General features: G+C 30.7%; 12 protein-coding genes. 1 reads left to right on the top strand and 11 read right to left on the bottom strand.

Annotation, left to right across the window (positions count from 1 at the left end):
- Positions 1 to 228 precede the first annotated feature (228 nt).
- Positions 229 to 426 carry a Lacal_2735 family protein gene (locus tag FHS04_RS05955; RefSeq protein ID WP_027880741.1) on the top strand — a complete coding sequence of 66 codons (198 nt, stop codon included), beginning with the start codon at positions 229 to 231 and terminating at the stop codon, positions 424 to 426.
- Here the strand turns inward: FHS04_RS05955 and FHS04_RS05960 are convergent.
- From FHS04_RS05960 to FHS04_RS06010, 11 genes are all read right to left on the bottom strand, one after another.
- Complete coding sequence (locus tag FHS04_RS05960) at positions 394 to 1,194, bottom strand: helical backbone metal receptor (protein ID WP_106679208.1); 801 nt, start codon at positions 1,192 to 1,194, stop codon at positions 394 to 396. The genes FHS04_RS05955 and FHS04_RS05960 overlap by 33 nt on opposite strands.
- Positions 1,194 to 2,009, bottom strand: a complete 816-nt coding sequence (gene pyrF, locus FHS04_RS05965) for an orotidine-5'-phosphate decarboxylase (protein WP_106679206.1) — start codon at positions 2,007 to 2,009, stop codon at positions 1,194 to 1,196. Before pyrF ends, FHS04_RS05960 begins: the two co-directional genes overlap by 1 nt.
- Positions 2,010 to 2,067: 58 nt before the next feature.
- Positions 2,068 to 3,429, bottom strand: coding sequence for a DUF5723 family protein (locus FHS04_RS05970; protein WP_106679204.1), 1,362 nt, complete (start codon positions 3,427 to 3,429; stop codon positions 2,068 to 2,070).
- 20 nt (positions 3,430 to 3,449) lie between these two features.
- Positions 3,450 to 4,526: a peptide chain release factor 1 gene (prfA, locus tag FHS04_RS05975; RefSeq protein ID WP_027880737.1), complete on the bottom strand. Its 1,077-nt coding sequence runs from the start codon at positions 4,524 to 4,526 to the stop codon at positions 3,450 to 3,452.
- Between the two features lie 250 nt (positions 4,527 to 4,776).
- Entirely contained in the window at positions 4,777 to 5,475 is a 699-nt protein-coding gene (locus FHS04_RS05980; RefSeq protein ID WP_106679201.1) for a hypothetical protein, read from the bottom strand.
- Positions 5,476 to 5,588: 113 nt separating this feature from the next.
- Positions 5,589 to 6,539 carry a DUF3078 domain-containing protein gene (locus FHS04_RS05985; protein ID WP_106679198.1) on the bottom strand — a complete coding sequence of 317 codons (951 nt, stop codon included), beginning with the start codon at positions 6,537 to 6,539 and terminating at the stop codon, positions 5,589 to 5,591.
- Positions 6,540 to 6,554: 15 nt separating this feature from the next.
- Positions 6,555 to 7,733: an AIR synthase related protein gene (locus tag FHS04_RS05990; protein WP_106679196.1), complete on the bottom strand. Its 1,179-nt coding sequence runs from the start codon at positions 7,731 to 7,733 to the stop codon at positions 6,555 to 6,557.
- 97 nt (positions 7,734 to 7,830) lie between these two features.
- Complete coding sequence (locus FHS04_RS05995) at positions 7,831 to 9,324, bottom strand: carboxypeptidase regulatory-like domain-containing protein (RefSeq protein ID WP_106679194.1); 1,494 nt, start codon at positions 9,322 to 9,324, stop codon at positions 7,831 to 7,833.
- 37 nt (positions 9,325 to 9,361) lie between these two features.
- Entirely contained in the window at positions 9,362 to 10,837 is a 1,476-nt protein-coding gene (locus FHS04_RS06000) for a CsgG/HfaB family protein (protein ID WP_106679192.1), read from the bottom strand.
- 13 nt (positions 10,838 to 10,850) lie between these two features.
- Positions 10,851 to 11,252: a curli production assembly/transport component CsgF gene (locus FHS04_RS06005; protein ID WP_027880732.1), complete on the bottom strand. Its 402-nt coding sequence runs from the start codon at positions 11,250 to 11,252 to the stop codon at positions 10,851 to 10,853.
- Position 11,253: 1 nt separating this feature from the next.
- Entirely contained in the window at positions 11,254 to 12,027 is a 774-nt protein-coding gene (locus FHS04_RS06010; protein ID WP_106679191.1) for a CsgE family curli-type amyloid fiber assembly protein, read from the bottom strand.
- Positions 12,028 to 12,029: the final 2 nt, after the last annotated feature.

Genomic DNA, 12,029 nt, shown 5'->3' on the forward strand with positions numbered 1-12,029 from the left:
ATGTTAAGGTAACATTTAAACTAGCAATTTGTCACATCTTTGCACTGCAAAAGTGAAGGAGTTATCTCATTTTTCTTTTACTTGAGTTAGTTTAGTTAGTTATTAAAAGAGTCTGTTTTGAAGAAAAAGCGAATAGACTCTTTTTTTTTATCAAAAAATTAGAGATTTATTTTTTTTCTTCAAATAAATAAACTAATTTAAATAACTGAAAATCAACCTCTAAAAGTTATGAGTCGTAGAGATAAATTAAAACAACAGCAGCTAAAACTTAACAAACGTTACAAACAACTTGTTGAAGAAGCTTATAATTTGCGTCAAACTAACCACGAAGAAAGCGACTTATCTGAATATAGAGCTTTAAAGCTTTTAGATAAACTTAATAAACTTAAGTTTTTAGTTAGAGATAGTCCTCAATCGCTTTCTTAACTCTATAAAATAATCAAACGCTTTTATAAGTCTAGAGCCATACCACGAAAAATACTCTCCGTCTACAAAAACAGTTTTTGCATGGTGTGTTTTACGTCCAATTTCAAAAGCATGTTCATCTTTAAATGGGTAAGGTTCGCTAGACAAAAAGACAATTTCTGGATCGCCTTGTAATCTTATTTTTTTTAGTTCTATCTCTGGATAACGCTCTAAATTTGCGTAAATATTTTGATATTTATTTAGCTCTAATAAATGATTAATAAACGTATTGTTTGCTGCTACCATCCATGGTTCTCTCCAAATAAAATAGGCGACTTTTAAAACTTTTTCGGCTTTAATAAATGTTTCAAAATTATTTAAATGAAATCGTATTTTATCTGAAATACGTTGTGCGTTAGTGCTTTTTTTAAAAATTACACCATAATCGTTTATCAAATCCAAACAGTCTTGTATAGTTACAATATCTGACACATGAACTTGACAAATCTCTTGACAAGCTGCTACAATTTCTGGTGTATTTTCTTCCTTATTACATAAAATAATATCAGGATTAAGCTGCTTTATCTTTTCTATTTTAATGTTTTTTGTACCACCAACAACTTGTTTTGTACTTTTAAAATGAAATGGATGTACACAAAATTTTGTAATACCTACAATGCTTTCTTCTAAACCTAAATCATAAAGTAGTTCGGTTTGAGAAGGTACCAAACTAATAATACGTTTTGGCGTAACACTTATATCAATATGATTACCTAAATGGTCTGTCATTATGATTCTAAAATGGCTTGCATTTCTTTTTGTAATACTTCTGCTTTTTGTGCTGCTGCTTGCGCAAAGTCTTCTTGGTTTGAAGCATAGATAATACCTCTAGACGAGTTAATTAACAAACCTACATCTTTGGTCATACCATATTTACATACATCTTGAAGATTTCCGCCTTGCGCACCAACACCAGGAACTAATAAAAAACTATTTGGTATTATTTGTCTAATTTCAGATAAATACTCTGCTTTTGTAGCACCAACTACGTACATTAAGTTTTCTGAATTAGCGTAAGTTTTAGAGGTTTCTAACACTTGCTTGTAAAGCTCTTTACCATCAACAAGTTTAGTTTGAAAATCAAACGCGCCTAGATTAGAGGTTAACGCTAAAAGTATGGTATGTTTCTCTTTAAATGCTAAAAAAGGCTCGACTGAATCTTTACCCATATATGGTGCTATGGTTACACTATCAAACGCTAAATCTTCAAAAAAGGCTTTAGCGTACATAGTGCTAGTATTACCAATATCACCACGTTTTGCGTCTGCTATTGTAAAAATTTCTGGATGATTTTTGTTTAAATAATTAATCGTTTTTTCTAAAGCTTGCCAACCTTTTAAACCATACGCTTCAAAAAATGCAATATTTGGTTTGTATGCCACACAAAGATGATGTGTTGCATCTATTATAGCTTTATTAAACTCGAAAATAGGATCTTCGGTTTGTAAAAGATGCTGTGGTATTTTATTTAAATCTACATCTAATCCCACACAAAGGAAGGATTTCTTTTTTTTGATTTGGTCTATTAGTTGTTGTGTTGTCATGTTTATTTATAATCCGAAAAGATTTTATAAAAAAAGCCTCAAAAAGAGGCTTATATTTTTAATTATTACTTGCTTTAGAATATGATTTACCTTTTTTATAGATTGGTATTTTTAAACCAGCGTATATATTTGCTGCTTGACTTGAATCTGATAACAGATTAGTTAAAATTGTTTGAGATCCAATAAATAATGGTCCTGCTCTAAAACCAAAACCTGCTTGAAATCCACTATATTCTGATACTCCTAAAGGTAAATAAACACTAACCCATTTACGCTCAAATCTTGGCGTAAGTGTAAATGTATTGTCTATAGAGTTTGTGTTGACTTCTCCTTTTTTTCTTAATGATAAATCACTTCTAAAGTTTAAGAAAAATTGAGAGTCTAAATTATAATCTGCTGTTACATGCAATGCAGTAGGAAGCAAAACTTTTGTTGCATCTTTTTCTTCTACTAAGGTGTAGAATGCATCTAGTTTATCTTCAAAATCTTCTTCAGAATTAAACTGTGCTTCATTAATAGAGTTAGTAACATCATAAACTTTTACATCTGCATCTTTGTAATTAATGCTTCCTATATCTGTTATACTTATTCCTAATTTTAGTTTATATGCTGCGTTAGACATATTATCTATATCTAAAGGATCTTTTCTCCACTCGTAAATAAAACCTAAATCTGCACCTAAACCTTGTGCGTTATCTTCTAGTTTAAAATCGCCATCTCCATCTGCACTAAATGCATTAGAGCTTCCGTATTGTATGGTTCCTGTTGATGTTATTTGACCATCTCCATTTATAAAAGTATTAGCATTATAATCTACAAGTAAGTTAGACCCTATAGTATACGCATTACCAAAACCTCTTAAATACTTTATCGTTGCGCCTCCTTTTAAATAGTGTTGATTATTATCTAACAATACATGTCCGTAAGCAACACCAAACTCTGCCCAACCGTGTGTAGTTATTGTAAAATTATCTTCTTCTATTGTGAAGTCTGAGTTATCATCAAAGTTGTCTTCTACATTTTCAAATAAAACACCACTTAGCTCATTAACGTTAGAAAAAACTCTACCTCTTGTAATGATACCAATACTTGATTTAGGTGAAAGGTTAAGCATAAAAGACGGTCCCATTACATCTGCACTTATAGTGAAGTTGTTATTGTCTTTAGGTTCTGTTCTTGAATCGTCAAAGTCTTCACCAGAAAACAACTCGTTAAGATCTGCAACAAAATAATCATTATTAAATGTTGAAGATGCAGAAGCTAGGTTAATTTCTGTCCTAAATTTTGAGTTTACAATATTTGCTGGGTTTAACGCAACACCATATAAACCGGAATAGTTATCTGAAGTATAACCTATAAATGATTGTGCATTGGCTATATTACAAACCAATAGTATAATAGCGATTTTTAAGAGTTTCATTTTAATTGGTTTAGTTAAGGTTAAATAGTCTCGTCACTAGCTTTTAACTTTTCAGTGTTTTCTGCTAGTTGTAACTCGTCTATAATTTTTTGGATATCTCCATTAACAATGTTTGATAAATCGTATAAAGTTAAGCCAATACGATGGTCTGTAACACGTCCTTGAGGATAGTTATATGTTCTAATTTTTGCACTTCTGTCACCACTTGTCACCATTGTTCCTCTTAAAGCAGCTTCTTCTTCCATCTTTTTTGCTAACTCTAAATCGTATAATCTAGAACGTAATACTTTAAAGGCTTTTTCTTTGTTTTTATGTTGCGACTTTTGGTCTTGACATTGTGCTACTAAACCTGTTGGTGTATGTGTTAAACGTACTGCAGAATAGGTTGTGTTTACAGACTGTCCTCCTGGTCCTGAAGAACAGAAATAGTCTATACGTACATCTTTAGGGTCTATTTCTACATCAAACTCTTCTGCTTCTGGAAACACCATACAAGTTGCAGCACTGGTATGCACACGTCCTTGAGTTTCGGTTTGTGGTACACGTTGTACACGATGTACACCTGCTTCAAATTTTAATGTGCCGTAAACGTCTTCTCCAGATACTTCAAATTGAATTTCTTTAAAACCACCATTTGTACCTTCGCTATAATCTACAACGTCTACTTTCCAACCTTTACCTTCGCAATACTTAGTGTACATTCTAAATAAGTCACCAGCAAAGATACTAGCTTCGTCTCCACCAGTTCCTGCACGTAATTCGACTACCGCATTTTTAGAATCTTGTGGGTCTTTTGGTATTAGAAGCATACGTATTTCTTCTTCTAATTTAGGGATACCTGTTTTAGCATCGTCGTATTGCATTTTAGCCATTTCGACCATTTCGGCATCGCTTCCATCAGAAATAATTTCTTCTGCTTCTTTTAAGTTATTGGTAAGTTCTATATACTCTTCGCGCTTATCCATTAATACACGAAGGTCTTTATATTCTTTATTTAACTCTACATAACGCTTTTGATCTGATATAATATCTGGTTGGATTATTAAATCGCTAACCTCATCAAAACGTTGTTTTACAATTTGTAACTTCTCTAACATCTATCTTTTTTGTTGAAAAACAAAAATACGATAATTTATGAATTTGCAATATTTAATTATACTGATCAAACACTAAATAATTAATACATATCTTTATTACAAACAAAAACTATTTTTATAGCACACATGACCAAACAATTAAAAAGTATTTTCTATTTGTATAAATCGTTTTATATCTGGTCGTGACTTATAAATTTACTTTTTGTTTTGCTAAACAAAAATCACATCAATAATTATTCGAAAACAATAATTATTCGAAAAGTTTATTTTCTTGATCGTCTAGCTCATTAGTATAAATGAGGTAAAATGCCATATAAAAAAATCCTAAAAAGTAGTAAAACCTCTCTAAATAATTAAAGAAATAAATATCAAAGTAATTAGCGACATAGCCTGAAACATCTGCAAACATGATTAAGTAAACAAAAGTAGTAAAATAGAATGCTCTTTTGGAAGCGTATCTGAAGTAATAATTAGCTACAAAAGTACCTACTAATACCAAAACAAATCCATATATAAAAAGTAAGGTCAACTCTAAATTAGATGCTATTTTTAGAGAAACTTGATATAACGACCTAATACCTATAAGTATATTTAGTATTGCTATTGCTGAAACTATTAATACATCTCTTATTTTTACGTTTAAAAAATTTGTCTTTTTTAAAACTCTTTGCAATAAAAGCAGGTAGGCAGATATTTTTACAACAAAATAGTACTCTGGGATAAGAGGACTATCAAAGTAAAGATCTAAAATATCTGCAAATAAAAGCAGACACACAAAAGAAAGTATTAGATAGTCTTTAATAGTGAAAAGTAAAAAATATATTAGAATAAATAATACAGATATAGCTCTAACAGTTCTAAAAGTTAGCACATCAAAAAAATATACTGATAATAAGTTGACTATTAAGAGTAATGTGATAACAACTTTTATGGCTTGTTTAGAATTCATTAAAAATCCTACTTAATTGGAAAAGGTGCTTTATAAACTGAAACATCTTTTTAATAGACTGTAGCAGATTTATAAACAAAAAAACCTATTAAAAGAAGCAACCATTAAATATACTAAAAATCCACAACAACTCCTATACCTAAAAGTTGTTTCCATTGTATAGATGCACCACGTTCTATAGCTTCTGCTTCTTCGGTCTCGGCTTCTTCTATAATTTTAATATCATTATCATATTTGATATGAGAGCCTAACGTAGCTTTTACAAAATTATTTACTTTAAAGTCAAACACTACTTCCCAATCTACATCAATATTACCAAAACTGTTTAAATAATCTGTATACAAGCTTAACTGGTTACGTAGGTAAATATTCTCCATAACTTGAGCTTCGTAGGCATTGGTTATTAAAATTCCCATTTCGGTCCGCATCATTTCTCCATCTTGTATTTTATTTCCGTCTATATCATAAACTGCTGGTGCTACACCAAACGCACCATTGTCTGCTAATTTTTGGTCTAATACAAATGTACCTTTAAAGGTTAGAGGCGATAAATAAAATGAAAGCTTTTCTATATTTTTTCCATACTCTGCTCCACCACCTACAAACACGTATCCTGGTGCCATAAAACGAGAAATAGGATTATCTCTATTAGGATAGTTATACCCATTAGAGTATTGTGTTTTAAAGTTAAATCTACCTGAAAAATACCAATTAGAGATAGTGTCTTTTCTGTAACCAATTGTAGAGATTAACTCAAGTTCGTCTTCAGTTTTTCTTAGTAATTGATCTTCTTGCTTGTTAATACCATAACGTGTTCTTATAGCATTAAACCATATTAAATTATTCTTCTTGTAACGTAAGCTTGAATTTAAAGCTAAAAGTGCCGAAATTGAATTAGCACCACCAGCACTCCAGTTTACAAACGTAACCTCGTTTATATCTAAACCTACACGATTAACTTGTTTCCAAGTTAAAGTGTCTAAGGTTTTTACAATCGAATCTGTTTCTTGCGCTTGTGTTATTTGGGATACACAAACAGTTAAGATTAAAAGAAAAAATCTCATAATTATAGTTTATTGTTAGTAGGTAAACGTTCCGTATTCGCTTTCTATTGTAAGTTTTTTTGTTGAAGAAGCTTCTACACGTCCAACGATTTGAGCATCAACATTAAATGATTTTGAAATTTTTATAATCTCTTCGGCTACTTCAGGATTAACATACAATTCCATTCTGTGACCACAATTAAATACTTGATACATTTCTTTCCAATCTGTTTTTGACTGCTCTTGTATGAGTTTGAATAATGGTGGAATTGAAAACATGTTATCCTTTATCACATGTAAATTATCTATAAAGTGAAGAATTTTTGTTTGCGCTCCGCCACTACAATGAATCATCCCATGGATATCTTCGCTTGTATATTTTGAAAGAATTTGCTTTATAATTGGTGCATAAGTACGCGTTGGAGACAACACTAATTTACCAGCATCTATTGGCGAATTTTCTACCTTATCTGTTAATTTAATTTGACCAGAATACACTAAATCTTCTGGCACTGAAGCATCAAAACTTTCTGGATATTTCTTAGCTAAATATTTATTAAAAACATCGTGCCTTGCAGAAGTCAAACCGTTACTTCCCATTCCGCCATTATACTCTTTTTCATAAGTAGCTTGACCAAAACTTTCTAATCCAACAATAACATCTCCTGCTTTGATATTTGCATTATCAATAACATCTGCTCTATTCATTCTTGCTGTTACTGTAGAATCTACAATGATTGTTCTTACCAAATCACCAACATCTGCTGTTTCACCACCAGTTGAATGTATCGTTACTCCAAAGTTTTTAAGTTCTTCAATTAACTCTTCTGTACCATTAATTATTGCCGAAATAACTTCACCTGGAATTAAGTTTTTATTTCTTCCTATGGTTGAAGATAACATAATATTATCTGTTGCTCCTACACAAAGTAGATCGTCAATATTCATTATTAAAGCATCTTGCGCTATACCTTTCCAAACTGATAAATCTCCAGTTTCTTTCCAGTACATGTATGCTAAAGACGACTTTGTTCCTGCACCATCTGCATGCATGATTAAACAATAGTCAGAATTATTAGTTAGGTAATCTGGCACAATTTTACAAAAGGCTTTTGGGAATAATCCTTTATCTATGTTTTTTATGGCGTTGTGCACATCTTCTTTTGATGCAGAAACACCTCTTTGACTGTAGCGTTTAGAAATTTCGGAACTCATTGTGTTGTGTTAAGCTACAAAGATATTTATAAAAAAAAAGCACACAAATATTTATGTGTGCTTTTAAGGGTTATTTTGATGTGGTTGGTAAACTTTTTTATTTCCAATCAGGCATTTTTGCATCTTCTTCTATCAACTCTCTTCCGTTAACCTGACCTAATGTTAGTTTATAAATATTACTTTGCGACAATCCATCATTTGGTGTGTTTTCTATTATAATTTCTGCTTCTGTAGGAGAAAATTTAGCATCTAAATCATTAGTCCCTGGTGGTTTTTCAAAAGACACAGTACTATTTGTTGTCATCGTTGTTAAATCATAAATAAATACTTGAGAGTTTAATTGTCTATACTCTTGATTTTCGTTGCCGGTAACGTCTCTTGTATATAATAGTTTTGTACCGTCAAAGGATAAATCAATTCCTCCTGCAGCTCCTGTTATACCTTGTAAAATTATATCCTGAACTACTCCAGATGTATTTATTGTAAAAATCTCTACCTCATAACCATTACTATTGTTTGTTTTTAAGGCTATTGTGGCTGTGTTTTGATTCCAATCTACTTCGGTTATAAAATTACCATTAGATGTTTGATATATTTGATTTAATCCAGATCCGTCTGAATCTATTACATACAATTTATCAAAACTTGGATATAAAATTTGAGAATCATTATTTGTCCACTCAAAGTCTATTTCTTCAAAATTAAATCCATTTACTGGTACAGCAGATGTTATTTGCTGAACATCTGAACCATCTAAATTCATTGTAAAAACATGTGTTTGTCCTCCATTACTTCTTAAAAAAGCAATTTTATTTAAAGATTGTGCTTTACGAGGTCTCCATGAATTGTTATTTTGAGAGGTTAACTGAATCTCATTACCGTCATCATCTGTAGAAAAGATAACATTATTTCCGTTTATTTTTCGAGTAAAGAAAATTCTATTTTCTGGAAACTCAATAGTTCTAAAGTTGAAAACATTGCTAGATACAGAATTATTAATACCATCATTAGCGGTTACTTGCCAAAAATATTTTGTGTTATACATTAAACCAGAAACTGTTAATGTAGTATCCGTAATTTCTGTAAAACTTATTACATCTGCATTTTGATCATTTAAAATTTCTACAGAGTAAGTTAACTCATCCTCTTCTGGATCTGATCCAGACCAAACTAAATCTATGCTTAGACCAACTTCTACACTATCATTTAAAGGCTCTAGCAATATAGGTGCGTTTGGCGCATCATTATTTGCTGTTTCAATTTCAAGTTCAAAAATAACATTAGCAGAAACGGACTCTTGAATTGTTGCACCTTCAAACTTTACAATATACCCTTCTTTTTCTGCTTTGACTGAATAATCTCCTACATCTATATTAGAAATTTGAAAATTCCCTTCCGAATCAGAAAAAATTGTACTAGTATTTGGATTAGTAGAGATTTTTACATTTTCTAATGGTATGTTCGTACTTTTTTCTACTACTTTACCTGTTAAAGTACCTTGTCCTGTTATTGTGATAGTTTCTTCACTACAAGCACAAAAAAGAACTAAAGCGCTTATTGTAAAAAATATTTTGAATATGTGATTTTTCATGGTTAATTTAATTAATAGCTAATCGATTTAAACAAGTTTATTCTTCTTTTGTTGAATCCTTTTTTTGTTTAAGATTTTCTTTTCTAATCCTACGCTTTTCTTGTTTTAATTCTCTTCTCTGTTGTTTTTTCAGATCTTTATTACTCTTTGGAGCTGAGAAATAATAATTAACACCAATCCCAAACCTGTAATACATATCATCTCTTTTACCTGCCTCTACAAAGTCTAATTGATCTGTAAATGCAGTATTGTGCTCTGCATAGCCAAATACACCTATATTATTATTCACCATATATTCTAAACCTGCTCCAAATTGCATTTTTAAATCTATAGTATCAAAATAATTTGAAGCATTAGATCCTACTCCTGCGAAAACATAAGGTGTAAACTTATCGTATGGTAACATGACATATTCTGCATTCAAATCAAAAGACATGTAACCTTCATTAAGCAGCTGTTTATTTTTTAAATTAAATTTGTTGTAGGTAAAATTTACATTTATAGCAGGATTTAAAAAGTATTTAAACCCAATCTTACTATTAAACTCAAATTCTGGATTTGGTAAATCACCACTAATCCTAGATAAACCTAAAGCACCTGTAACTGCTGTCTTACCTCTTCTTTTTATTAATAACCTATCGTAAATCTCTGTAGACATAGCATCAGATTTTTCTAAGAGATAATCATCAACTAACTTCTTAGAAGCCTCTTGTGTTGCTTGAGGAGCCCATAATTGATCTTTAATTCCTTCAATAATTAAAGCCTCTACCGCTTTTTCAATTGCTTCTGTAACTGCCATTTGTCCTGGTTCATTTTTTGTAATTCCAGTTTCTGCCTCTAATAATCTTTTAAATTTTACATATCTAAATAAACTTGCATCTATAGCTTGAGACAATATAGTTTTTGAAACATAAACGGTTTTTAACACTTCTCCGTTAGATGTAGAAACTGCTCTAAGATATACTGTTATTCTATCTTGTCGATATTGTGTTGATCCTCCTAAACCAAAATATCTTGCTCCAAAACCACCAGTTATAATATTAGAGTCATAAGAAATTATACCTCCTTCTAACAACACACCTGCATATAATAATGGTGGTAATTGAGGTTCGTTTGGATTGGTAGTTTGCCTATATTGCTTTCTTGTTGATCTAATTATATTCCTCTCTGTAGAAAGATTTGTAAAGTTTTCTCTTTCTATTACAGTAAACCATTTAGAATCTTCTAACGCTTTTGTTAAAATTGTTGTAGCGCCTTGTGTTACAGCTGTACTAAAAGAACTACCGTTTTCTGTTGGTTTATATTGACCTGTTTGGTCTCTAAAATTGTAAACACCAACAACTATTGGTTCTTTTGGTGGCGGTAGGTTTATTAAGTTTTTATTAGCCTTAGTTTGTTCTCCTAATTTTGCTCGTTCTTGTTGATATGGTTGGTTAAAATAAGTTCCACAAGACGTTAATATAATAGCACAAATAATTAGAACAACAATGTTTAAATTATTGATTTTAGTCATTTAAAATTATTGATTAATTGGGGATAATAAGCTGTGTTTGTTCTCCTGTTCCTGTATCTAATATATCTACCACTAAACCATTACCAGAAGGATATACTTCTACAGATAACGTACCGAAGGTATATGTACCTTCAGACAATCCATCTGCACCTATTTGATCTGCAAATAATGATCTAGAAAGTTGATTTAAAATTTGACTGTTTAAGTTTTCTGAAAAGTTTTCTAATTCTGAGCCATCATTATCATCTTGTGCATCAGGATCCTCTAACAAGTTTTGTGACTCTGCAGAACTTAATAACCAATTATAATTAAATGTATCTCCTCCAAAAGCAGGATTTTTTGGTTTGTAAACCAAATCCTGACTAAAACTAGTCATACTAATTAGTAAACCTACAAGTGTTATTAAACTTTTCATGTTAATACTCTTTTATTCGTTTAGCATTTTCTTTTTCTCTTATAAGATACCTTTTTACGTATCTTAAACAAGACTCCGAATGCTTTCTTATTGATTCTGGATCTGGTTTAATCAAAAATTGATAAACTAAATTATCATCAATCTTTACTTCTATTATTGTTCTTCTTCCTAGACTAAATTTTTCTTCTACTACAATAACTTTTGCAGCATTAACACCATCTTCTCTATATCTATTTGCAAAAGCTTCATAAAACTCTCTTCCAAATTTGGTTCGTGTTTCATCTGTTACTAATCCTCTAATTTCTACTCCATCTTCACTTGTATCATCAACATCTATAGTTAAACTTTCTTCTTTAGGTTTAACTGTTTTTTTTAAATTATTAGAAGTTGATAGGTTAACTATTTTTTTACCAACCAGATTTTCTTCTTCGTAAATTAGTAAAAAAATAACAACTTCGTCATTTTCTGACAAATTAATTGATGTTTGAGACAGCTCCATTGTCTGGTTAGGCTCTAAAGCAAATAATCCTTCTTGTTTATTTTTTGAGGAGTTATTAGTCTTTTTATTTTTTTTTATAACACTAAAATCATATTTAAGTGTTTTGTAAACCTCTGTTTTATTAAAGGCTATACTTTTGATTTGATATATACCGTTTAAGCTAGACGTATCTATTTTTGCTTCTATATCTCTATTAGTTATTCTTTGCGCAACCAAATTTGATATTGAAAACAACAAAACAATAATTAGTAGTTTGTATTTATAAATAGAAACCATCT

The sequence above is a fragment of the Mesoflavibacter zeaxanthinifaciens subsp. sabulilitoris genome, assembly GCF_014191595.1.
GTDB lineage: Bacteria > Bacteroidota > Bacteroidia > Flavobacteriales > Flavobacteriaceae > Mesoflavibacter > Mesoflavibacter zeaxanthinifaciens.

Excerpts from the sequence above, each read along its gene's own strand:
- FHS04_RS05985 (WP_106679198.1), bottom strand. The coding sequence starts at position 6,539 with ATGAGATTTTTTCTTTTAATCTTAACTGTTTGTGTATCCCAAATAACA.
- FHS04_RS05960 (WP_106679208.1), bottom strand. The coding sequence starts at position 1,194 with ATGACAGACCATTTAGGTAATCATATTGATATAAGTGTTACGCCAAAA.
- FHS04_RS05990 (WP_106679196.1), bottom strand. The coding sequence starts at position 7,733 with ATGAGTTCCGAAATTTCTAAACGCTACAGTCAAAGAGGTGTTTCTGCA.
- FHS04_RS05955 (WP_027880741.1), top strand. The coding sequence starts at position 229 with ATGAGTCGTAGAGATAAATTAAAACAACAGCAGCTAAAACTTAACAAA.
- FHS04_RS06005 (WP_027880732.1), bottom strand. The coding sequence starts at position 11,252 with ATGAAAAGTTTAATAACACTTGTAGGTTTACTAATTAGTATGACTAGT.
- FHS04_RS05980 (WP_106679201.1), bottom strand. The coding sequence starts at position 5,475 with ATGAATTCTAAACAAGCCATAAAAGTTGTTATCACATTACTCTTAATA.
- pyrF (WP_106679206.1), bottom strand. The coding sequence starts at position 2,009 with ATGACAACACAACAACTAATAGACCAAATCAAAAAAAAGAAATCCTTC.
- FHS04_RS06000 (WP_106679192.1), bottom strand. The coding sequence starts at position 10,837 with ATGACTAAAATCAATAATTTAAACATTGTTGTTCTAATTATTTGTGCT.
- prfA (WP_027880737.1), bottom strand. The coding sequence starts at position 4,526 with ATGTTAGAGAAGTTACAAATTGTAAAACAACGTTTTGATGAGGTTAGC.
- FHS04_RS05995 (WP_106679194.1), bottom strand. The coding sequence starts at position 9,324 with ATGAAAAATCACATATTCAAAATATTTTTTACAATAAGCGCTTTAGTT.
- FHS04_RS05970 (WP_106679204.1), bottom strand. The coding sequence starts at position 3,429 with ATGAAACTCTTAAAAATCGCTATTATACTATTGGTTTGTAATATAGCC.
- FHS04_RS06010 (WP_106679191.1), bottom strand. The coding sequence starts at position 12,027 with ATGGTTTCTATTTATAAATACAAACTACTAATTATTGTTTTGTTGTTT.